Origin of the sequence: Algoriphagus zhangzhouensis (genome assembly GCF_900148515.1) — a bacterium.
In the GTDB taxonomy this organism is placed as follows: domain Bacteria; phylum Bacteroidota; class Bacteroidia; order Cytophagales; family Cyclobacteriaceae; genus Algoriphagus; species Algoriphagus zhangzhouensis.
In genome coordinates this window covers 834,886-858,602 of sequence record NZ_FRXN01000002.1, presented here as the reverse complement: position 1 = coordinate 858,602, position 23,717 = coordinate 834,886, and the positions used below count along the sequence as shown (strand labels likewise).

Annotated in this window: 22 protein-coding genes; 16 read left to right on the top strand and 6 right to left on the bottom strand. The window is 39.0% G+C overall.

All coding sequences use genetic code 11. The features are described 5' to 3' along the window. Nucleotides 1-113 precede the first annotated feature (113 nt). Both queG and corA read left to right on the top strand, forming a co-directional pair. Nucleotides 114-1,052, top strand: a complete 939-nt coding sequence (gene queG / locus BUF13_RS09655) for a tRNA epoxyqueuosine(34) reductase QueG (RefSeq protein WP_073571555.1) — start codon at nt 114-116, stop codon at nt 1,050-1,052. 8 nt (nt 1,053-1,060) lie between these two features. Further along, nucleotides 1,061-2,173 carry a magnesium/cobalt transporter CorA gene (gene corA, locus BUF13_RS09650; RefSeq protein ID WP_073571554.1) on the top strand — a complete coding sequence of 371 codons (1,113 nt, stop codon included), beginning with the start codon at nt 1,061-1,063 and terminating at the stop codon, nt 2,171-2,173. A 125-nt stretch (nt 2,174-2,298) separates the two neighbouring features. Here corA and BUF13_RS09645 read toward each other — a convergent pair whose 3' ends face one another. From BUF13_RS09645 to BUF13_RS09635, 3 genes are all read right to left on the bottom strand, one after another. Next, complete coding sequence (locus tag BUF13_RS09645) at nt 2,299-2,703, bottom strand: META domain-containing protein (RefSeq protein WP_073571553.1); 405 nt, start codon at nt 2,701-2,703, stop codon at nt 2,299-2,301. A 76-nt stretch (nt 2,704-2,779) separates the two neighbouring features. Further along, on the bottom strand, nt 2,780-3,637 hold the full coding sequence (gene nadC / locus BUF13_RS09640) for a carboxylating nicotinate-nucleotide diphosphorylase (protein WP_073571552.1): 858 nt from the start codon (nt 3,635-3,637) through the stop codon (nt 2,780-2,782). Between the two features lie 53 nt (nt 3,638-3,690). Then, nucleotides 3,691-4,086, bottom strand: coding sequence for a DUF4783 domain-containing protein (locus tag BUF13_RS09635; protein WP_073571551.1), 396 nt, complete (start codon nt 4,084-4,086; stop codon nt 3,691-3,693). Between the two features lie 136 nt (nt 4,087-4,222). On the opposite strand from BUF13_RS09635, the gene gpmI reads away from it, so the two are divergent. Both gpmI and BUF13_RS09625 read left to right on the top strand, forming a co-directional pair. Beyond that, a complete protein-coding gene (gene gpmI, locus BUF13_RS09630; RefSeq protein WP_073571550.1) occupies nt 4,223-5,749 on the top strand; it encodes a 2,3-bisphosphoglycerate-independent phosphoglycerate mutase in 1,527 nt (508 codons plus the stop codon). After that, entirely contained in the window at nt 5,746-6,309 is a 564-nt protein-coding gene (locus tag BUF13_RS09625) for a hypothetical protein (protein WP_073571549.1), read from the top strand. Before gpmI ends, BUF13_RS09625 begins: the two co-directional genes overlap by 4 nt. Before the next feature lie 44 nt (nt 6,310-6,353). Here the strand turns inward: BUF13_RS09625 and BUF13_RS09620 are convergent, their stop codons facing one another. After that, complete coding sequence (locus BUF13_RS09620) at nt 6,354-8,030, bottom strand: amidase (RefSeq protein ID WP_073571548.1); 1,677 nt, start codon at nt 8,028-8,030, stop codon at nt 6,354-6,356. Nucleotides 8,031-8,104: 74 nt separating this feature from the next. On the opposite strand from BUF13_RS09620, the gene BUF13_RS09615 reads away from it, so the two are divergent. Next, complete coding sequence (locus tag BUF13_RS09615; protein ID WP_073571547.1) at nt 8,105-8,545, top strand: hypothetical protein; 441 nt, start codon at nt 8,105-8,107, stop codon at nt 8,543-8,545. A gap of 80 nt (nt 8,546-8,625) precedes the next feature. Further along, entirely contained in the window at nt 8,626-9,600 is a 975-nt protein-coding gene (locus BUF13_RS09610) for a sugar phosphate isomerase/epimerase family protein (protein ID WP_073571546.1), read from the top strand. A gap of 44 nt (nt 9,601-9,644) precedes the next feature. Here the strand turns inward: BUF13_RS09610 and BUF13_RS09605 are convergent, their stop codons facing one another. Continuing rightward, nucleotides 9,645-9,965, bottom strand: coding sequence for a hypothetical protein (locus BUF13_RS09605; RefSeq protein ID WP_073571545.1), 321 nt, complete (start codon nt 9,963-9,965; stop codon nt 9,645-9,647). Nucleotides 9,966-10,222: 257 nt separating this feature from the next. Here BUF13_RS09605 and polA point away from each other — a divergent pair, with 257 nt between their 5' ends. From polA to BUF13_RS09565, 8 genes are all read left to right on the top strand, one after another. Beyond that, nucleotides 10,223-13,048: a DNA polymerase I gene (gene polA / locus BUF13_RS09600; RefSeq protein WP_073571544.1), complete on the top strand. Its 2,826-nt coding sequence runs from the start codon at nt 10,223-10,225 to the stop codon at nt 13,046-13,048. Between the two features lie 60 nt (nt 13,049-13,108). Further along, entirely contained in the window at nt 13,109-14,482 is a 1,374-nt protein-coding gene (gene radA / locus BUF13_RS09595; RefSeq protein ID WP_073571543.1) for a DNA repair protein RadA, read from the top strand. A gap of 51 nt (nt 14,483-14,533) precedes the next feature. After that, the gene (locus tag BUF13_RS09590) at nt 14,534-15,781 is read left to right on the top strand and encodes an FAD-dependent oxidoreductase (protein ID WP_073571542.1); all 1,248 of its coding nucleotides are present in this window, start codon (nt 14,534-14,536) and stop codon (nt 15,779-15,781) included. Next, nucleotides 15,768-16,709, top strand: coding sequence for a glycosyltransferase family 2 protein (locus BUF13_RS09585; protein WP_134204371.1), 942 nt, complete (start codon nt 15,768-15,770; stop codon nt 16,707-16,709). Before BUF13_RS09590 ends, BUF13_RS09585 begins: the two co-directional genes overlap by 14 nt. A 232-nt stretch (nt 16,710-16,941) precedes the next feature. Continuing rightward, the gene (locus BUF13_RS09580) at nt 16,942-17,694 is read left to right on the top strand and encodes a dioxygenase family protein (RefSeq protein WP_073571739.1); all 753 of its coding nucleotides are present in this window, start codon (nt 16,942-16,944) and stop codon (nt 17,692-17,694) included. Nucleotides 17,695-17,969: 275 nt separating this feature from the next. Next, complete coding sequence (locus BUF13_RS09575; protein ID WP_208327362.1) at nt 17,970-18,428, top strand: hypothetical protein; 459 nt, start codon at nt 17,970-17,972, stop codon at nt 18,426-18,428. A gap of 97 nt (nt 18,429-18,525) precedes the next feature. Continuing rightward, complete coding sequence (locus tag BUF13_RS09570; protein WP_073571540.1) at nt 18,526-18,918, top strand: VOC family protein; 393 nt, start codon at nt 18,526-18,528, stop codon at nt 18,916-18,918. A gap of 41 nt (nt 18,919-18,959) precedes the next feature. Beyond that, nucleotides 18,960-19,499 carry a cysteine hydrolase family protein gene (locus BUF13_RS09565; RefSeq protein WP_083586416.1) on the top strand — a complete coding sequence of 180 codons (540 nt, stop codon included), beginning with the start codon at nt 18,960-18,962 and terminating at the stop codon, nt 19,497-19,499. Nucleotides 19,500-19,541: 42 nt separating this feature from the next. Here the strand turns inward: BUF13_RS09565 and BUF13_RS09560 are convergent, their stop codons facing one another. Beyond that, nucleotides 19,542-21,080 (bottom strand): sulfatase family protein, encoded by a 1,539-nt coding sequence (locus BUF13_RS09560; RefSeq protein WP_073571539.1) that lies wholly within the window; start codon nt 21,078-21,080, stop codon nt 19,542-19,544. A 467-nt stretch (nt 21,081-21,547) separates the two neighbouring features. On the opposite strand from BUF13_RS09560, the gene BUF13_RS09550 reads away from it, so the two are divergent. Continuing rightward, complete coding sequence (locus BUF13_RS09550; protein WP_134204373.1) at nt 21,548-23,269, top strand: arylsulfatase; 1,722 nt, start codon at nt 21,548-21,550, stop codon at nt 23,267-23,269. Nucleotides 23,270-23,299: 30 nt separating this feature from the next. Then, nucleotides 23,300-23,707: a hypothetical protein gene (locus tag BUF13_RS09545; protein ID WP_073571536.1), complete on the top strand. Its 408-nt coding sequence runs from the start codon at nt 23,300-23,302 to the stop codon at nt 23,705-23,707. Nucleotides 23,708-23,717 lie beyond the last annotated feature (10 nt).

The following is a 23,717-nucleotide window of genomic DNA, read 5'->3' as shown; positions in this document are numbered from 1 at the left end:
TGAGTCAGACACAGATCAAACTCATTTTAATTTAAACTACAAAAAGCGTTCATAAGAATAATTTGAGCATTTTTAAATTCTTTTAAGAAAAAGAAGCATCCTATCTTTACTCCATGCTTTCCCCAGAAAAAAATGCCCAAATTCTAAAATCCATCGCTCAGCGACTGGGATTTGAGGCTTGTGGGATAGCAAAAGCTGGTTTTTTGGAAGAGGAAGCACCACGCTTGGAAAACTGGTTGAACCAGAACTATCAGGGGGAAATGGGATATTTAGCCAATCATTTTGACAAGCGACTCGACCCTACCAAACTCGTTCCCGGCGCGAAAACAGTAGTTTCTCTGATTTATAACTATTACCCTGAAAATAAACTTCCTGAAGACACTGATTCCATCAAATTGGCCAAATATGCCTACGGGGAGGATTATCATTTTGTTATCAAAGACAAGCTCAAAACCTTTATAGAACTCATCCGAGAAGAAATCGGTGAGGTAGAAGGACGGGCTTTTGTAGATTCGGCTCCAGTCATGGAGCGGCAATGGGCACAAAAATCCGGATTAGGATGGCTAGGGAAAAACAGTCTTTTGCTCAATCGAAAGATGGGTAGTTTTTTCTTTTTGGCGGAGCTGATTATTGACCTTGAAGCTCAACCTGATACTCCACTTTCCAAAGACTATTGCGGTACTTGCACAGCCTGTGTAGATGCTTGCCCGACTGATGCAATAGCAAAAGCAGGAGTAGTGGACGGCTCCCGCTGCATTTCTTACCTAACCATTGAGTTGAAAGATGCCATTCCCAGTGAATTTCAAGGAAAAATGGAGAATTGGGTTTTTGGCTGTGATATTTGTCAGGATGTCTGTCCTTGGAATCGCTTTTCCAAACCTCATTCCGAACCCAAATTTATTCCTGATCCAGAATTAAGAGATTTTTCAAATCAAGATTGGATTGAAATGACTGAAGATACCTTTAGAAAGGTTTTCAAAAAATCACCTCTAAAACGCACCAAATTTGCTGGATTGAGTAGAAATATCGAATTTCTTATTTCAAACGATTAAATTCTCGTATGTGCGCAAAGAAAAACTCTAGTATCAAGCAATTCCAAAAACTTTTAGGAATCAAGAAAAAAAAGAAACCCGCACATAAAATCGGCCTTCCTCCTGGCTCATTAATCTATACAGGAGACAAAAAACAGGAGATAGTAACCATCACTTTGATCTCCTATGATAACCAAAGCCTTCACGAAGAAAAGGTTGCTTTTGAGCAGCTGGAGCAACATCCCATGCTTCTAAGAAATGTGGTTTGGGTAGACATTGTAGGTTTGCACGATGTGAAAATTCTGGAAAATGTGGGTAAGTTTTTCGGTATCCACAAATTGACATTAGAAGACATAGTCAGTACAGATCAAAGACCAAAATTGGAGGTTTTTGAGGACTACTTGTTTGCCACTTTGAAGATGATCCAATGTCCTAGTCCAGAATCTCCAATCGACGAAGAGCAAGTCAGTTTTATTTTGAAAAAGAACATCCTTTTTACCTTCCAGGAAAAGAAAGGTGATGTGTTTCAGTTTGTCAGAGAAAGGCTAGCAGATCCAAAAAGACCAATTCGACAAAGAGGAGCTGACTACCTTCTTTATGCCTTATTGGATGCGGTAATAGACAACTACTTCATAGTCCTGGAAAATGTCGGAGAGCGGATTGAAGACCTGGAATCTCAAGCTATGATTAATCCAGGAAATGAAGTATTGAACTCATTATATGCTCAAAGAAGAGAAATAATGGACTTAAGAAGGTCAATTTATCCACTTCGTGAGGTAGTCGGTTCTTTTACTAAATATGCCGAACACCAAATCTCTGATGAAGTGAAGCCCTTTATTCGTGATTTATATGAAAATACCATCCAGGTTGTGGAAACAATGGAAATTTTCAGAGATATGGCCTCAGGAGTTTTGGACCTTTATATGAATATCATTTCCAATAGAATGAACAATGTAATGAAGGTCCTTACCATCATCTCGACCATCTTTATTCCATTGAGCTTTGTGGCTGGAGTTTATGGTATGAATTTCGACAACATGCCCGAGCTCCACTTGAAATACGGCTATTTCTATGTCTTGGGAGGAATGGGAATTTCAGTAGTGGGGATGTTGATTTTCTTCAGGTTTAAGAAGTGGCTTTAATTGGAAATTTGAGAAGTTTAAAAAATTTTATCAGGCTGAGCTGAGTCAAAGCCTTTTCAGAAATATTACATTTCGATCCCGTACATCTGTCGGGACGCACAATGAGACAACCTCTTTAATATGATTTACTGAAACTTGAGAATTACTTTTTTATCTCCATTTTTCAACAAAAGCTCTCCTTCAGAATATTCATAATATCGAACTGACTTCAAGGTTTCCAAAAATTTATTTTCAAAAGGAGAATCTTGACAAGCCATTCTGGTAGCACCCATCTCACCGAATCGAAGGACATTCTTTTTGTCGATTTCGTATGGCCCAAAAATTTGATTGCATCCTCCACTTCCTGTTACTTCTTTGTCTCTGGAGTCAAATACTAAATGAGCATCTTTTTCCGAACCTGAAGTTTGAACTGGAATACCTGAAATTTCTACTAAAGTCCAATGCTTTCCTTCCCATTTGGCATCTGGGAAAGATTTGGAGCTACAGGAAAATATAAAAAGAAGGGCTGATAGATAAAGTAAATTTTTCATGTTTGGTTTAGTTTCTTTGTCTCTTTTAGACAGAAATCAAGCCAAAAGTCACAACAATAACCTCAATAAACTCTTTTTAAAAGGCTTTCAGGCTGATATCCATGCTATTAACAGAATGGGTCAACGCTCCCATGGAAATAAAATCCACACCACATTCAGCTACATCAGCCAAAGTTTCCTCGGTGATTCCGCCTGAGGCTTCAGTCTGGATTCTTCCATCAATCAAAGCAACAGCTTCTCTCATGGTTTCGTAATCCATGTTATCCAACATGATATAATCCACACCACCAGTTTCCAACACCTCTTTCACTTCCTGAAGGTTTCGAGTTTCTACTTCGATTTTCAAATCAAGATGATGGGATTTTAGATATTCATGCGTCCTCTCAATCGCCTGTCGAATACCTCCTGCAAAATCCACATGGTTGTCTTTGAGCATCACCATGTCATACAAAGCAAAGCGGTGATTTACACCTCCACCGATATGTACAGCCCATTTTTCCATAATTCGGAAATTTGGAGTTGTCTTACGGGTATCCATCAATCTGGCTTTGGTATGGACGATTTTTTGGGTCAATCGATGAGTCAAAGTAGCGATCCCACTCATTCGCTGCATGCAATTGAGTACCAATCTTTCTGCCGAAAGTATAGATGCGGAAGGTCCTGAAACTATTATTCCGATGTCTCCAAATTTCACTTCGTCACCATCTTTCTTCAAGAGCTCCACATCCAATCTTGGATCATAGGCTTTGAATATTTTTTCGGCCATCTCCACACCAGCCAAAATACCATCTCCCTTGATCAAAAGTCTCGCTTTTCCAGTCTTATCTTCTGGAATCGCAGCTAAGGAAGAATAGTCTCCAGGACCAATATCTTCAGCAAATGCTGACTGAATAAAATCCTGAATGGCTTGATCTGTTAAATAGGAGGGCTTCATGCCGCAAAAATAGGCATATTGACTTGGATGGGTGGCCTTTTTCTAAAAATTGATCAGGCTTTTACAAACTCCAAGCTATAAACTTTCATATCGGAGCCATTTTGATTGGCTTTGATAAAGACTTTGAAATTTCCCCGTCCACTAGAATATTCTCCGATATAAGAGCTGGTACTTGGGTTATTTTCGCTTTTGAAAACCAAGGAAAAACTCATCGGAGGATTCTTTTTGAAAAAATCTTTCACAACTAATTCAGCTTGACTTTTAGAATAATCCCCTTGTTGACCGTTGATATTCAGAGATATGCTGGAATCAAAGTATCTTGCCAACTCAGAGCTTGAGCCACTGTCAATTGCTATCACTACTGGATCGATGGACTTTTCCATTTCTGGACTTTCCAAGGGTACTGCAATCCAAAGTAAAAAGGATAATATGAGTTGGTTTAGAAACATTAACCCTCATTTGGCAAATACTAAGCCAAAATCAATGATCGAAAATTCATTTTTAGGAATTATTCTTGCTAAGTCAAATGAACTACCCGCATCAAGAATCGGGTTAGAATGGATAGAAAAATAATATATTTGCCACATGGAAAAGAAAGTACTTTTAATGATTCTCGATGGTTGGGGTATCGCAACCAACCCTGCAGTTTCTGCCATCGACAAAGCCAAGACTCCATTTGTAGATAGCCTATATACAAAGTACCCTCATGCAAAACTGGAAGCTTCTGGTTTAGCAGTAGGTCTACCGGCTGGTCAAATGGGAAATTCTGAAGTGGGGCATATGAATATCGGTGCCGGACGAATTGTTTATCAGGATTTAGTGAAAATCAACCAGGCAGTAGCCAATGGAGAATTGAATGAGCATCCGGTATTGAAAGAAGCCTTTGCAAAGGTGAAAGCTAGCGGAAAGAAAGCCCATTTCATCGGATTGGTTTCTGATGGAGGAGTTCATGCTCATATTAATCATTTGAAAGGTCTTTGTGATGCAGCCAAATTCAATGGCTTGGATCAAGCCTATATTCATGCATTTACAGATGGTCGTGATACCGATCCAAAAGGTGGTATCAAGTATTTGGAAGACTTGCAGCAATATCTTGAAAACTCCACTGGCCAAATCGCTACCGTAGTTGGTAGATATTATGCCATGGATCGTGATAATAGATGGGAAAGGGTGAAGTTGGCTTATGATGCAATGGTCAAAGGAGAAGGAGAAAAGTCAAAGGACATTCTAGCTTCCATCAAAAAATCTTACGACAACAATGTTACTGACGAATTTATCCGCCCAATCATCCATGTGGGCGCGGATAATCAGCCTTTGGCTAAAATCGAAGAAGGTGACTTGGTAATCTGTTTCAACTTTAGAACGGACCGTGGTAGAGAAATCACTCAAGTTTTGACTCAGCGTGATTTTGAAGATTATCACATGAAGAAACTGGATTTGGACTACATCACTTTCACTAACTATGATGAGACTTTCCAGAATGTCAAAGTGCTTTTTGAAAAAGACAACTTGAACAACACCCTTGGTCAGGTCTTGGAAAGTGCAGGCAAAAAGCAAATCAGAATCGCTGAAACTGAGAAGTATCCTCACGTTACTTTCTTCTTCTCCGGTGGTCGAGAGAAAGAATTCGAAGGGGAAAGCAGAATCTTGTGCCCTTCTCCAAAAGTGGCAACTTATGATCTGAAGCCAGAGATGAGTGCTTATGAAATCGCTTCTAAAATCAATACAGAATTGAAGAAGAAAAGTGCTGATTTCATTTGTCTAAACTTTGCAAATGCCGACATGGTGGGTCATACGGGAGATTTTGATGCTGCTGTAAAAGCTTGTGAAGCAGTGGACGAATGTGCCAACAACGTAATCACTTCTGCTTTGGATAACGAGTATACCATCATTGTAATAGCTGATCACGGAAACAGTGACATGATGATCAATGAAGATGGTACTCCAAACACAGCCCATACAACGAATTTGGTCCCATTCATAATGGTCGATAATAAAGATCAGATTCAAGTAAACGATGGCAAGTTAGGTGATTTGGCACCGACTATTTTGAAACTAATGGGAATTGAAAAGCCTGCTGAAATGACAGGTGATATCTTGATCAAAGAATGAGGATAAAATTAGTAGCAGTTTTATTTCTTCTCATTGGAGTCCTAAGTTCCTGTACGAACATTTCTGGAGAATCATCTGGAGAAATGGATGTCCTACCTTACTATGACCTGAAAGGTCTTGTAGAGCAAGAGATACCAAAGCTAGACGGTAAAACAGTTACTTTAACCTCGAGAGTCAACGGGGTTCAAGAAATCTCTGAGAAAACATTCACATCTGATCAATGGAAGGATGAATTGGGAGCTTTCTTTGAAGCAGACATCAACAAACCTTCTTTGATTGATTCATACACTACTGAACTGCAAAAAGATATGTTGATTCATAGGGCTAAGCCGGGAGCGAAGACTACAATCAAAGAAATCATAGTGAGAATAGTGGATGATAGACCAATATGGGTCACCTTCAAAGGCTCCAGTGAAAGTATGTTTTATACTTCATTTATAAATGGAGGAATCTACATGAACAACAGAGAAGATAGAATTGATCACTTCGAAATAGAAAGCACGCAGAAGATTTGGTTTCTCAAACCAAACAACATGAAAATCCAGGGTGCTGTAAAATAAAAAAAGGCCTCAGATTAATTTCTGAGGCCTTTTTTTATTCCAATTTATCGATTGAAAAGAGGAGGTCTTTTTGCCTGCCAATCGGTATTCTTCTGAAGATAATTTCCTAGCAAAACCAACTTATCCTCTTCGAAAAGATTACCCAAAAGGGTAATTGAGGTAGGGCTTCCATTGTCATTAAATCCATTAGGAATACACAAAGCTGGGTGTCCAGTCAAATTGGTTATTTGAAGCTGGGGCCCACCAAATGAAGGAGTCACCACGACATCATAATCTTTCATCAATTCATGCATTTCCTGTATCAAAAGAGTTCTCTGACGGCTTAAATTCACATATTCTACAGCAGGAATAAATCGAGCTGCTCTAAACAAATTTGGCCAGGCATTTTTATGCTGAGCTACCAATTGATCATCCCAACCCAATCGAGTCAAATTGTCAAAAGCAGCAGCTCCTTCCACCATCAGCATCATCACAATTGGACCAGCCTGAACGGATGTCTTCAGCTCCAAAGGATGCAATTCAATCCCTAGGCCTATTAATTCTTCCAAAACCTTTTTATCATTTTCAGAAGTTCGTTCAGTCTCAAAAAATGGTTTGAAATAACCTACTTTTAGCTTTTTGGGATCCTGGTTCGCGTCATAATTAAATGCCGCTGCAATGGAACTTGCATCTTTTTCATCTTTTCCATTGATCACAGATAGGATGATTCCATTATCCAAGGCAGATCTGGAAATTGGACCAATTTTATCCATGGACCAGCTCAAAGCCATGGCCCCATGCTTACTCACTCGACCGTATGTAGGCCTCAGACCCGTTACTCCATTCCGAGTTGAAGGTGAGACAATGGACCCCAAAGTCTCTGTTCCGATAGCAAAAGGCACCAATCCGGCGCTCACCGCAGAAGCGGATCCTGCAGAAGACCCACTAGAACCTTGTTTTAGATTCCAAGGATTCTTGGTCACTCCACCATACCACACATCTCCCATAGCCAAAGCTCCTAAAGTGAATTTTCCAACCAAAACAGCACCGGCATCATTCAATTTGGTAACTATCTCAGCGGTTTCTTCAATTTTTTGATCCTTGTATGGCATTGCTCCCCAGGTGGTTTTTGTCCCTTTTACAGCCAACAAATCTTTAATACCATAAGGAATTCCATGCAAAGGACCTCGATATTTTCCAGCAGCTAACTCTGCATCCATTTCACGAGCCTTTTCCAAGGCAGAATCCTCCATTAAAGTAATCAGGCACTGAAGCGTATCAGAGTGAGCTTTGATCCGGTCCAAATAGATCTTTGTCAATCGCTCACTACTAAGCTTTTTACTTTTGATCAAAACAGCTAATTGATGGACAGGTGAATAAGCAATGTCCACATCGCTGGCAGGTAGTTCAATAGCTTTTTCCAATCCCCAATTCAATGGCATTTGCTCTGTAGAAGGGTGAAAGCCTTGTGGCAAAGGATTAAAAACTAAAGAAGGCGCTATCGAATTATCCAATTCAACCTTTCTGGAACTCTCAATATTATTGAGTTGGTTTTTGAGGGTATTGATCATGCTGTCCTTTTCCGCAGGGGAAAAAGTCAAACCAATCAAATCTGAGGCTCCATCTATTGACTGAGGAGTAATTTCTCCAGCTATTTTTCCAAATGTGAATCCCAAAGCCAAACAAGAAGCAGCTCCAAGGGCGATAAAGGAGGCGGAACGTAGGCGGTTTTTTCTTTCCATATCTTAGATTTGTATTAGGCATTAACAAACACCAGCCTAAGGTGTTTATTTAGCAGTTCAAAATCAAACCACCCATGGATCAAAAACCAGCCTTTCCTATTTTTCCAATGCATTTTAGAGGCATGCTTCTGCTTGCAGGCATGTATACCGTTGCTTGGTCGGCTTTTTTCAAATGGTTTGGTCCAGCTTTGATGAGTTGGTTTGCTATGGACTCAGGAGTGATTGAAGGACTTCCAACCAATTGGTATGGGTCCATTGGGTTGATTTTCGGCTTTATTATTTTCATTTCAGCATTTTACCCTGTGACTTGGGTTTATCTAATAATCGCTGGAATCACGGGAAAAATAATCCTCGCATGTTGGTTTGCTTTAGGCTTTTTACCAGACTTGACTTGGAACAAAAGGACTGCCTTCCATTTGTTTTTCAATGAAATTTTCTGGTTGATCCCTTTGACTATTGTTTTCCTTAGAGCTCTTCAGGTAAAATCCTATTTGGAGGAAAATGAAATAGAGTAAATGAATTTTCATTTGAGATTCCTACCTAATTAATTAAGAAATAAGGTTTTTATTGTATCTTAAAGAAACAATAAACCCTTATGAATAGACGATCATTTTTGGAGAAATCCTCCATGGCAATGGCTGGTGGACTCTTAGCACCAAACCTTTCTCTTGCCTCCCAACCGAAAAAGGCTATTCAAAACGTTGGACTAGGATTATTCACTCTACCACAAACCCTAGGTGAAGACTTTCTTGGAACATTAAAGCTCATCGCCGAAGTTGGATACAAAGAATTAGAGTTTTTTGGTCCATTTGATTTCAGTACTGATTCTGCCAAAACGAGCTTTAATCAAATGGCAGGCTCCCTAGGCATAAAAGGAAGTGGTTTTTTTGGAAGAAGTGACCATGAAATTAAAACCATCATGGATGATCTAGGTCTCCAAGCAACTTCCATGCATTTAGACTGGGAAACATTGACCAAAAGAATGGATCAAATAGCGGAATCAGCGCATATTACAGGAGCCAAAGAAATCGGAATTGCAATGATTCCCCAAGAATTGAGACCCAACTTGGATGGATATAAAAAGATGGCTGAGGAATTCAACAAAGTTGGGGAGGCGGCAAAAAAAAGAGGACTCACATTCCACTATCATAATCATGGATATGGCCATCGAGAGCTAGAAGGAAAAATCCCATTTCAATTGATGCTGGATGAAACAGACCCTGACTTGGTGAAAATGGAAATGGATATTTTTTGGTTTACAGCTGCAGGAGCGGATATTCTCGGATATCTGAAAAATAATCCAGGTAGGTTTGAATTATTTCATATCAAGGACATGACTGAAATCAAAACCTTTGCAAATGGTGGGGAGGATATGTCTGAGATTTTTGGCATGTTTTCTTATCTAGCTGATGCCGGAGACGGAGTTTTGGATATTTGTGCGATAGTGGATCAAGCTCAAAAGTCAGGAGCCAAGCATTTCTTTGTTGAAAAAGACATGACCACTACCCCAAAAGAGACCCTAGTGAAAAGCTATAACTTCCTGACAGGCTTGCCGGAGAAATGCTTGTAAAAAACTAGAAAAAAAATAAAGGGGCGAAAGCCCCTTTTGTTTTATTAAAGGATCAAAATCAAAAGCAAAATGATGATAATAATTGCCCCAACAGAAAGGTAAATTCCTTTTCCGCCTTCTCTAGCAACTGCTTTCATTTCTTTCAACTCTTCACGAATTTCTTTCTTTTCTTCACGAGACATATTGGCGAAATCCATGGCTTTGATCTCATCCAATCTCGCTTTCATCTCATCTACCTGGGCTTGTTCCTCCTCAGTTAGCTTAACCTCTTTCTTATCATTGTTCTTCGAATCTTTATTCAAAGGCTCAGCCTGCAACATCTGTACAGACATCATCAGGGCGAAAATCATTAAAAGTTTTTTCATATAGATTAATGGTTATGTGAATGTTCCTTTAAAATGCTCAACTTTTTCCTTATGATCAATAAAATTCTATAAAAATTTAGTTTTCAGTTATTTATTAGATCTATTATAACTACTGGCCTTAATTTTTCAGAATCAAAATGTCAATATTAATCATTCTGAATCCCAACATTCAAGCTAAGCTATATCCTCAATCCGAGGGTATTTTTGTACCTTGGAAGGCTAAATAATTGGCCTTTTTTCATCCGAAAAAAAAGAACATGTCTCAAAGTCAACCTCATAAATTATTCCTTTTAGATGCCATGGCCCTGATTTATAGGGCTCATTTTGCATTTAGTAAAAATCCCAGAATCAACTCAAAAGGGCTCAATACCGGTGTCATGCTCGGTTTTACCAATACTCTTCTGGAAGTTTTGACAAAGGAAAAGCCCAGTCATATTGCTGTAGCTTTTGATTTACCTGGGCCTACTTTTAGACATGAGCAGTTTGAGGCCTACAAAGCCAATCGACAAGAGCAACCGGAGGATATTACTGTTTCCATTCCTTGGGTAAAAGAAATTGTCAAAGCATTCAATATTCCTCTTTTAGAAATGAAAGGGTTTGAGGCAGACGATATCATCGGTACGATTGCCAAAAAAGCCGAAAAAGAATCCTATACCGTCTACATGATGACTCCGGACAAAGATTATGGTCAGATTGTAGATGATCATATATTCCTATATAAGCCTGCCTTTATGGGAAATGGAGTGGATGTCATGGGACCCAAAGAAGTTTGTGCCAAATGGGATATTGAGCATGTGGATCAGGTTCGTGATATTTTAGGCCTAATGGGAGATGCAGTGGACAATATCCCGGGAATCCCTGGAATCGGTGCCAAAACAGCTACCAAATTGTTGAAACAGTTCGGAACGATTGAAGAATTGGTCAAAAACACGGATCAACTCAAGGGAAAGCAGAAGGAAAATGTGGAGAACTTTGCCAAACAAGGATTGCTTTCAAAAGAATTGGCCACAATCAAAATTGATGTCCCGGTTGATTTTGTAGAAGAAGATCTTAGATATGATGGATTTGATGAAGAAAAGCTCAAAGCAATATTTACAGAGCTAGAATTCAGGACTCTTTCCAACAGGATTTTTAAAACAGAAGGCAAAAAAGCAGTCATCCAGAAAAATGAGCAATTAGGTCTATTTGGAGAAGCCACAGCAACTACTACTTCAGCTCCGGAAATTGAATTTGAGGAAGAAACCGTCAATACTTCTGCTCCGATAGTTCCTCAAACAATTGATTCCAATCGTCATAATTACCATAAAGTAAAAGGTCCGGATGCCATCAAAGAATTGATGGAATATCTGATGATCCAGAAGGCAGTTTGTTTTGATACCGAAACAACTTCTGTCAATGCAATGGAGGCTGAATTGGTGGGGTTGTCTTTTGCCTATTTGACTGGAGAAGCCTATTACATTCCATGTCCATCCGATGCTCATGAAACACAAGAAATCTTGGAATTATTGAGACCATTTTTCGAAGATGAAAACATCTTGAAAATTGGCCAAAATATCAAATACGATCTTTTGGTACTCAAAAATTATCAGATTAATGTCAAAGGAGCTCTCTACGATACGATGCTGGCTCACTACCTCATCGAGCCTGAAGGAAAGCATGGTATGGACTGGTTGGCAGAACATTACTTGAATTACAAGCCTGTTTCCATCACAGAATTGATAGGAAAGAAAGGCAAAAATCAGGGCAATATGCGTGATGTCGATGAGGATGAAGTAACAGCCTATGCCTCTGAAGATGCTGATATCACTTTACAACTGAAGGAGAAATTTGATCCAATTCTGAAGGAAAACGAACTGGAGAAACTCTTCAATGAAGTGGAAAACCCTTTGATCCCTGTCTTGACTAACATGGAGTTTGAAGGAGTGAAAATCGATACGGCAAGCTTGGCAGAGCTTTCCAAAGCTTTGGAAACTGAAAGTCAAGAAATTGAAAAACGCGTTTACGAAATCGCCGGAGTTCATTTTAATTTGGCATCCCCAAAACAATTGGGAGATGTATTGTTTGAAAAACTAAAGTTGGATCCCAAAGCTAAAAAGACCAAAACCGGTCAATATGCCACGGGAGAAGAGATTTTGAGCAAATTGGCCAATGAGCATGAGATTGCTCGAGCGATTTTGGATTATAGACAAATGGTCAAGTTGAAATCTACCTATGTAGATGCTTTGCCTACCATGATCAATTCCAAAACAGGAAGAATCCACACTACCTATAACCAATTCGTAGCAGCCACTGGACGACTTTCTTCTATCAATCCGAATCTTCAAAATATTCCGATCAGAACAGAAAGGGGGCGTGAAATTAGAAAAGCTTTTGTCCCAAGGGATGAAAATCACGTGCTTTTGGCAGCGGATTATTCCCAGATTGAACTCCGAATCATGGCAGCATTCTCTGGTGATGAATCCATGATCGAAGCTTTCAAAAATGGACGTGATATTCACGCGACTACTGCTGCAAAGATTTTCCAGGTGCCTTTGGATGAAGTTACTTCAGATATGAGAAGAAAGGCCAAAACAGCCAATTTTGGGATTATATATGGGATTTCTGCTTTTGGGCTTTCCCAGAGACTTTCTATCTCCAGAACTGAAGCCAAGGAAATCATCGACGCATATTTCAAAGAATTCCCTGCCGTGAAAGAGTACATGGATGGAGCAATTGAAAAGGCTCGTAAAGACGAATACGTGGAGACTATTTTAGGCAGAAGAAGATACTTGAGAGATATCAACAGCCGAAATATGACCATGCGTGGTTTTGCTGAGCGAAATGCCATCAATGCCCCAATTCAGGGATCTGCTGCAGACTTGATCAAAGTTGCCATGATCCACGTGCATGACTGGATGAAAAAGGAAAATCTCAAATCCAAAATGATCCTTCAGGTACACGATGAATTGGTTTTTGATGCACATAAAGACGAAGTCGATATTCTCAAGAAAAATGTTCCCGGATTAATGTCCAACGCTATCAAAATGGCTGTGCCAGTGGAAGTGGAAGTTGGAATCGGAAATGATTGGTTGGAAGCACATTAGGATTTTAAAATTGAAAATTAAGCCAATTCGTATTACGCACCTCTCACCTTGTATTTCTTTATGGCTAAAGTAAAAACCTCCTTTTTCTGTCAAAACTGTGGTGCTCAAAGTCCCAAATGGCTGGGTAAATGTCCCGCTTGTGGAGAATGGAATACCTATGTAGAAGAAGTAATCCAAAAGGAGGAAAGTGGAAAAGGAAGCTGGAAGCCAGCGGGAAATACTACAAAGAAGGCTAGTAAACCTCAAAAAATAGGAGAGGTCAAGTACGAAGAACAAGCTCGATGGATCACCGGAGATCCAGAATTGGATCGAGTCTTGGGAGGAGGAATTGTACCGGGCTCATTGGTACTGATCGGAGGAGAGCCTGGAATCGGAAAATCCACCTTGATGCTTCAAATAGCCTTGACTTTAAAGGAAAAGACAATTCTTTACGTTTCTGGTGAGGAAAGTGAAGGCCAGATCAAAATGAGAGCAGACCGCATGGAAGCCAAAAATCCGGGCTGCTACGTGCTTTCTGAGACCAATACTCAACAAATCTTTCAGCAAGTCGATGTACTGAAACCTGATTTTCTAATCATTGACTCTATTCAAACATTGAATAGTCAGTACGTGGAATCAGCTGCAGGATCTGTTTCACAGGTCCGAGAGTGTACCGCAGAACTGATGAAATTTGCCAAAGAAACGGGAACTCCAGTTTTTTTGATTGGCCACATCACCAAAGACGGTTCCATTGCAGGACCAAAAGTTTTGGAGCACATGGTGGATACTGTTTTGCAGTTTGAGGGAGATCGACATATGACTTACAGAATCCTCCGTACTTCCAAAAACCGATTTGGCTCTACCCATGAATTGGGAATCTATGAAATGCGCGCTGAAGGACTCCGAACTGTTGCGAATCCTTCAGAGATTTTGCTAACCCAAAGGGAAGAAGTTCTAAATGGAGTAGCCATAGGAGCCATGATGGAGGGAAATCGACCTCTATTAATAGAAATCCAGTCTTTGGTCAGCCCTGCTACCTATGGAACTCCACAGCGTAGTAGCACCGGACACGATGCCAAGAGATTGAACATGCTATTGGCTGTTTTGGAAAAGCGGGGAGGAATGAGAGTAGGAAATCAGGATGTATTTTTGAATGTAGCAGGCGGGCTTAGAGTAGATGACCCCGCTTTGGATTTGGCGGTTTGCGCCAGCTTGATTTCCAGCTATGAAGACAGTCCAGTATCAGAGCAAATTTGCTTTGCTGGTGAAGTAGGATTGGGAGGCGAAATCCGGGCTGTTTCACGAATAGAAAACCGAATTGCAGAAGCTGAAAAGCTAGGCTTTCAAAAAATCATTGTATCCAAATATGCTGTAAAAGGTCTGGATTTAAAGAAGTTTAAAATCCAGGTTCTTCAAGTCAGCAAACTAGAAGAAATGTATTCATTGATTTTTTAGGGAATACCATCCCAAACCTGAAGCCCATAAACTATTTAATTTTCAATAAAATTGACTAAAAAAGAAAAACGAATTGCCATCATAGGAGCTGGTGGATTAGGGGTTTGCACAGCCCTTGAACTTTCCAAAAGAGGATATAAAGTTGAGATTTTTGAAGAACACCATACCCCGATTCAGAAAGCTAGCTATGCCAACGAAGGAAAAATCCACGTGGGGTTCATTTTTGCAATGGATAGAAGCTTCCAAACAGCAAAAAAAATGCTGGATGGAGCGATCCACTTCATGGATTACATCCAAAGATGGGCTGATATAGATCCAGAAGAATGTATTTCTACTCCATTTTATTATTTGGTCCACAAAGAATCTCTACTCAATGCGGAGCAATTGAACCAGCACTACCAAAAATGTGCGGATTATTTTGCAGAGCTTCATTCTAAAACCCAGAAAAAATATCTGGGAATTTTTGATGATTTGGAGGCAAGTCTTCTTCCCAGAAATCAAATGGAAGGCATAGGAAATCCAGAATTCATTGATGATGTTTTCAAAACCAGTGAGTATTCATTAGAACCAAGATATGTAGCCCAAAAGCTGACTGAAGCTTTGATGGATGACCCTAACTTGACCGTTCATCTATCTACCAAAGTTCTTGGAGTTTCAGAGAAAGAAAATGGCTTCAAAATCAAATTTGAACAAGAAGGAGAAATCTATTCGGAGACATTCGATGAAGTGGTCAACACGGCCTGGAATGGCTTACTTGAAATAGATCGAACGATGGGAATCGAACCTATTGGAGAATGGTCTCATCGCTATAAGTTTGGAAATAAAATCCTGATTCCATTAGAGGATTCAGACCTCCCATCAGCCACCATGGTTCTTGGACCGTTTGGGGATACAGTCAATTTCCGAGACAAAGGTGCGTTTTGTTCCTGGTATCCAATAGGACGAACAGGCTGGTCTACAGACTACAGGGCTCCAGAGTGGGATTCCATGTACTCTGAACAACAAAGAATGAAGGTATTCAAAGACAGTTTTGAAGAACTTAAAAGAAGGATTCCAAGCCTGGAAAGATTAAATTTCCCAATTGAAACTGTTGATCCAGTCGGAGGGGTTATCCTAGCTCTGGGAAATTCCGATGTGGATGTTGAAAAAAGTAGATTACATGATCGTTTTGAAATTGGTCTGAGATCATTTGGGAAATATCATACAATAGACACTGGAAAATACACCCTCATTCCTTTTCTAGCGATGGAAGTGGCAGATAGAGTTGCTGGTAAAAAAGAAGCTTATGCACTCTCCTAAAATATCTATCGTCATTGCAACCTACAACAGCAGTCATCTTCTTAGTTATGCCATCCAATCCATTATCAACTCCAGTTTTCATGACTGGGAGTTGATAGTGGTAGGAGATTGTTGCACAGATGATACTGGTGCAGTTGTCAAGGGCTTTAATGATGATCGAATTTCTTTTTTTAATCTAGAAAAAAATAGTGGTCAGCAAGCCAAACCTAACAATATTGGTATTTCAAAAGCCAAAGGTGAATACCTCGCATTCTTAAACCAAGATGATTTATTTTTTCCTGATCATTTAGAAAAATGCATCTATGAAATGAAAGAATCCAAAGCTGATTTTTTAATTATTCCAGGCATCAAAATTCTCCCTCCAGGGCCAAATGGCTTTGATCCCAATCAAATAAAAACAGATATCAGCAGCGTCCACCCAGATGGAAAATTTTCAACCAATGTCTTCAGTGTTGCCTCAACCTGGTTTCTAAAACGAAGTGTAACCGAGAAAATAGGGCAATGGGAAATGGAAAAGGACTTGTATTATACTCCTTCACAGGAGTGGATTTTTAGGGCTTTTCAAAAAGGAATCAAATTTAATTTTCCATCTAGAGTTGGGGTAATGATCATATTGAGTGGGGAGCGAAAGAATTCCTATAAAAAGAAGTTTAGTCCAGAACATGAGTATTTTTCTCCTAGACTGAACGATCCCGAGTTAAAAGCCCAAATGTTGGAACAGGCAGCAATATTTGGTTACAAAAAATTTCAGGAACACCTTTTTTTCCAGCCAAAAGTCCTTGTAAAAAGAGTGATGGGATTACCTCTCGATTTCATCCTTAAAAAATTGAACATCCATCCATCCTCTTACCGGTTTAAAAAAAGGTGGAAGAAAAAGGGGAAACTGATTGAAAAAGTCAGGAAAGACACGGGCTTATCATCCACTTGATGGGGTTGAATTTCAGAGATTTAAACTGATGATAAAAACTAATCACTTTTGCTTTTCCAGAACCATCTGTCAAAATTTTATTTGAACTCAAACAAAGTCTCAATAATATTGTGTCAACTTAATTTCAATACTCCGATTTAATTTAGTGAGTTAATTGAATTCCAAAACCCGCAATTTTTCTTGAATTAATTTTTAACCATTGGATCAGTGTGTCCAAAAAAAATTGCGAAAAATGGATAGAAAAAAATTTATCAAAAAAAGCATTGCGGGTCTGGGAAGTATCATTGCTCTCCCCTCATTCTACGCATGTAAATCAAATCAACCACAAGGTTTTGGTCCGGGTATGCCTCCACTTCCTCCTGGTGGAATGCCTCCACCAATGATGGATTCTGAGCCCTGGGATGGAAGTGGAACTTGCCCTACCTCTCCCCAAGAAACTGCTGGGCCTTTTCCAATCAAAACACCAGCCCAGCTTGTTAGGGAAAACATTGTTGTGGATAGAAAAGGCATACCCTTATTGATCAATTTAAGTATCAAAAACAAAAGTGACAATTGTAATCCGCTAGCAGATGTTTTTGTAGACATTTGGCATTGCGATGCCGATGGAAATTACTCGGAGTACGGGGATATTCCCATGCAAAAAAAGGATTACACAAAGAAGCATTTCTTAAGAGGGCGTCAAACTACCGACTCTAATGGTCAAGTATCTTTTATCAGTATTTTCCCGGGTTGGTACCAAGGGAGAGCGCCTCATATTCACGTGGAAGTATTAGATAAAAACGAAAAATCTTTATTGGTCTCTCAGATAGCTTTTGAAGAAAACCAAGTCAACGTAATCTATTCAACAAAACACTATAGAGGACCTGCCGACCAAAAAAATGAAACAGACATGGTCTTTTCTAATAGTCTTGCAGGGAACATGGCCGATTCCTTAACAGGAAATAATACAGATGGGTATGTTTTAGGAAAAACTTTCATAACCTGATTTTCAAACATTTACTAAAATATTTCTAATCAGATTTTAAATAAATTTCTTAATTTAATAGTAGACTTATTCTCTTAAAAAATAGAGCTTATTTCCTATTGTGACCAAATAGAAAGAACATTGTTTATGGCTGATTTTTAGCCATTTAATATTTTTTCTTTTTATATCACTGGCGCCATTTCTACCGTTAAACACCTTATCAAATGTAAATTCGGAAATTTGGTTTCATAGACTTTATAAAATAAAAAGATGGGGCATCCTAAACACTAAAAAACATGAACCCAGAACATTTAAAATTTGGACTTCTTATACTCCTTCTAGGTGTATTTTCTTTGACTTCCTGTAATAATGATGATAGTCCAAATGATACGACTAAGGATGAAATCATTTCTAACGCATCAAATGGAACTTGGAGAATTACCAAATTCATTGATTCTGATGAGGATGAAACGAATCATTTTACCGGATACAATTTTACCTTCAATAGTTCTGGTGTTTTGAGTGCCTCAAATGGTACAAATTCTTACGAAGGAACTTGGAGTATTACGGATAGTAATAGTGATGATGACAGTTTAGACGATCTTGATTTCAATATCAATTTCAGTCTTACTAATGATTTTGAAGATCTGAATGATGATTGGGATATTTTGACTCAAACTTCTTCTAAAATTGAGCTAATAGATATCAGTGGTGGAAACGGTGTCACTGACTATTTAACTTTTGAGAAAAATTAATTCTAAAATCCTCCTTATCAATTATTTGACTATTTTCTTAGATTTATAGTAGGTCTATTCTTTTAAAAATTAAACTTTTAACTTAATCAAGAATGCTATGAAAAAAGGAAATCCAGTCGTTTGGTTTGAGATTTATGTCGATGATCTAGAAAGAGCCAAAAAATTTTATGAGAAGGTTTTTGATCTAGATTTGGTTGAAATGCCCATGCCTGAAGCAATAGACGATGATATGAAGATGTTGTTTTTTCCAAGTGATATGGAATCAAAAAATACTGCCTCTGGGGCCCTAGTGCAAATGGAAGGTTTCAAAGCTGGAGGTAGCAGCACTATTGTATATTTCATGAGTGAAGATTGTGGTATTGAAGCTTCCAGAGTCAAAGAGGCTGGAGGAGAGGTTTTTCAACCTAAAACTGCCATAGGCGAGTTTGGATTTATGGTTTTGGCGACCGACACAGAGGGAAATATGATCGGGATCCACTCGATGAGCTAAAAGGAATTTCATTTACCTTAGATCGTTTTATCTTTCATTTTATGAAGAATATCCAAGCCCTATTGATCATTGATATGCAAAAGGGTTCATTTACTTCAGAAACTCCCAGATTTGATGCTGAGGGAGTAATTGATCGAATCAATCAACTAACAAGGATTTTCAGATCAAAAAATCTTCCGGTAATCTTTATCCAGCATCAAGGAATTGGGGAATTTGAAAAGGATTCTTGGGAATGGGAGCTTTTAGATGAATTAGAGGTAAAAACTTCAGATTTGATAGTTTCCAAGACGGCCAATGATGCATTTTACAAAACTGAATTGGTTGAAAAATTGTCTGAATTAGGGATATCTGAACTGTATATCACTGGATGCGCCACTGATTTTTGTGTAGAGTCTACCATCCAATCCGCCTTAGTCAAAGATTTTAATATAACCGTGATTGAAGATGGGCACACAACCGGTGAATGGCCATTTATGGACTCCAAATCTGTAATTCAGCACTACAATTGGGTCTGGAGTAATCTTACACCAACCAACGGAAACATCCAGGTGAAACCCCTTCATGAAATTTCAATTCCATAAAAAATAAAAGTCCGCTATCTCTAGCGGACTTTTCTATTCAAATCATTCTTTGATCATAATATTGATCAACTCGTCTTTCATTTCTTTAAGAATCTCTGGTTTGGATTCTGCCAAATCAACTTTTTCAGTAGGATCAGAATTTAAATCAAACAATTGATCTTGTGCATCAAAACCAGTTTCAATTTGAGGGCCCCACGGAACCATTTTAGGTCCTTCATTTCCTGGAATAAGCTTATATCCATCATTTCTTACATATGCCAAATTGGTATATAAAGCTTCTTGAACCAAGGCATATCGTCCTTTGGAATCTGCTCCAATCAAAGCAGGCCAGTGGTTCTCAGTATCAACCGCTTGGGCTGAATCAAATGAAACTTGATTAACTGAAGCAAAAGATGCCAATAGGTCCACTTGGCTGAACAAGGCATTAGATTCTTTTCCTCCCTGAATTGATTTCGGCCATTTGACGATAAATGGAACTCTTGTTCCTGCTTCCAATGCACTGTATTTACCACCGCTTAATCCTCCACCTACTTCCTCATATTCAAAAAACTCTCTCGCTTGATCTACATATCCATCATCCAAAACAGGTCCATTGTCACTGGTGAATATCACGATCGTATTTTCTTCCAAGCCTTTCTCTTGAAGAAGCTTCATGATTTCCCCAACAGTCCAATCCAGTTGCAAGATTACATCCCCACGAGGCCCTAATTCTGAAGCTCCTTGAAATCTTTCATGGGCAATTCTAGGAACATGAATATCATGAGTAGAAAAATACATGAAAAACGGTTTTTCCGATTCTTCTACCACAAAATCTGTGGCTTTATCCACAAAAGTTTGAGCAAAATCCTCATCTCTCCAAAGTGCAGCTTCCCCACCAGCCATAAAGCCAATTCTACTCACTCCATTGACGATGGTATGATTATGTCCATGAGACCACATCATTTTCAATAGCTCAGGGTTATCTTTTCCCGTTGGTCTATCTCCTACCTTTTCTCTATAATTCACCTCGATTGGATCATTAGGATCAAGCCCCACCACATGATGATCTTCCACAAAAACTGTAGGGACTCTGTCCCCTGTAGCAGGGATTATAAAAGAATAATCAAAGCCTATCTCCAATGGTCCAGGATTGATCTCTCCATTCCAATCTGGCCCTTCATCACCTCCTAAACCGAGATGCCACTTTCCAATAGCGGCTGTTCTATAACCGGCCCTTTGCATTACAGAAGGCAAAGTTTCCACCCCTGGTCGAATCAAAGCCGAAGCATCACCCGGAGCAACCCCCCGACCTTTTGCTCTCCAGGCATATTCCCCAGTCAACATTGCATATCTCGATGGAGTACAGGTCGCTGCTGTTGCATAGGCATTGGTGAATTTCAATCCTCCTTCTACCAGTTTGTCAATATTTGGAGTAGGGACTTTTCCGCCATAAGCAGAAATATCTCCATAACCTACGTCATCTGTATAAATCAGGACTACATTGGGTTTTTGAACTTCCTCCTCTACCTGAGCAGCAGGCTTAGTGCAAGAAAACAAAGCTCCAAGCCCAAATAGAATTAAAAAAGCGTTTCTTTTTTTCATTGAGTAAAATAAGTGTAGAATAAAACTTGAGGCCATTTATTATTGGCCTCAAGTAAAATTATAAGAAATGAGATTAATAACCCGGGTTTGATTAAAGTTGAGCAAACTAAATGGTCCTAGACTAAAAATATTTTGCTTCCAAAATTCTCGTGAGTGCTATCCAATTATTTTCATTTTGTTACTCTAAAACATAAGAATGAATCAAATATTTTTATAAATACTTTTTGCATGGCTCTAATTTCTCTCGATATATAAAACATGACTGAAATATGGAATTGAAGAAAACCTAGCCAAAAAGCAGCCAGTTTAGTAGGATTTTTATTAGTACATTTAAAAAGCAGGTAGTTTGGATAATTTCTTGAAAACCAACGCCTCATTCCATTTTTATTGCTAGCTATTTCATGAATATTCATTTTCTAAAAAGTTATCCTTTCCAAGCTAAACTATTGATTATCCCGCTTCTTGTAATGGCTTTACAATCTTGCCAGAAGCAGCCAGACGTCAGCCAAAAACCCAATATTCTTTTAATAGTAGCGGATGATCAAGGATGGGGAGATTTAGGAATTCATGGAAATAATCAATTGAATACCCCTAGAATTGATAGTCTTGGTAAAGCTGGTGCAATTTTTACAAGATTCTATGTGAGCCCTGTTTGTTCTCCTACTCGGGCAGAAATATTGACGGGTAGATATCACCCAAGAGGGGGCGTATATGATACATCAAGTGGAGGAGAAAGACTGGATTTGGACGAAGAGACAATCGGAGAATTTTTTCTAGCCAATGGCTACAGAACTGGAATTTTTGGAAAGTGGCATAATGGAACTCAATCTCCCTATCATCCCAATAACCGAGGTTTTGAGGAATTTTATGGGTTTGCATCAGGTCATTGGGGAAATTATTTCAGTCCCATGCTGGATAAAAATGGCCAAATCGTCAAAGGAGAAGGTTTTATAATAGATGATTTTACCAATCACGCCATAGATTTTATGGCTGAAGATGATCAACCCTTTTTCGTCTTTTTAGCTTACAATACACCCCATGGCCCTTTGCAGGTTCCAGATGAATGGTGGGATAAATATAAAAATGCCACTATTCCTGCTCATAGGTTTCAGGAAAAAGAAAATCCAGATGAAACCCGTGCTGCTTGGGCTTTATGCGAAAATATTGATTGGAATGTAGGTCGGATGATCGATGACTTAGCCAATCAAGGTAAGCTCGAAAATACTATTGTCATCTACATGTCAGACAATGGCCCTAACGGCTGGAGATATAATGGTGGAATGAAAGGAATCAAAGGTCATACTGATGAAGGAGGTGTAAGATCTCCCTTTATTATCTTTTGGAAAAAGCATATTCAGCCTTCAATCATCCAAAATATTGCCGCTACCATTGATATCTTACCAACTTTGGCCGATCTAACTGGGATCTCCATCACGCCCAATAATCCATTAGACGGAGTCAGTCTCCAACCGCTTTTGACTGGCAAACAGGAAACCCTCCCAGATCGCTTTATTTTTTCCCATTGGAATGGAGCTGTGAGTCTCAGAAATCAACAATATATCCTTGACAAAGACGATCAACTTTTTGATTTAACCCAAGATCCAGGGCAATACTCACCAATTTTAGATCCTTCAGATTCCTTGATGACAGCATTTGTTGAGGCCAAGGAAAGTTGGAAGAAAAACGTTTTAAGTGAACTTGACCGTCAAAAGGAGGAGATTTTTCCAGTGGGTTTTCCAGGAAGTAAGTTTACCCAACTTCCAGCGAGAGATGGAGTAGCTCATGGAAATATCAAGCGATCCAACCAATTCCCAAATTCGTCCTACTTTACCAACTGGACTTCAGAGTCTGACAGCATTACTTTCGATACTGAGATCCTGACAACGGGTAAATACAAAGCCTCTGTCTATTATAGTTGCAAAGAGGCAGCTATTGGATCCATTCTTCAACTCATGGAAGGAAAAAATCAAGTTGAAGCAGAAATAACAGAAGCATATGATTCCGGTCCTATTTCAGTGGAATTTGATCGATACCCACGGAAAAATTCATACGAAAAAGAGTACATTATTTTGGAAATGGGAGAAATCCATCTAGAAAAAGGGCATCATCCTTTGACCTTGAAAGCCAAAGAGATAAATAATCAGGATTTTATTGATTTTAGATTATTGGTTTTAGAAAAAGTGGATTGATGAAATTATCCTTGAACTAATTGTGGATTTATGAATGAATTACCAATTTCTTATTTGAAAGTTTTAGCCGAACAAATCGGCTTTATCAGTGTCTTTTTAGGAGGAATTTCAGCCACTATTTTGGGTACTTTGATCGTCTTAAAAAAGGACAGTAAAATATTCAACTGGATGATAATTTTACTTTCATTGGCTGCAGTTTCATTCATAGTTGCAGTATTTGGGATGAACAAGATCCAGATGGTTTTAACACCAGATTATCCAAATCCAGACCATTCTATTTTCTATGCAAGGATAGTAGGTTCAATTACTTTCCTCTTGGGAATCTATTCACTAATCACTGTGATAAGTCTTTCGGGATGGCTTCAATCCAAAAAAATTGGGATTTTGACAACCAGTATTGGATTGATTGCCGCGTTCTTGATCTTTACACTGATTTAAATGCCTAACC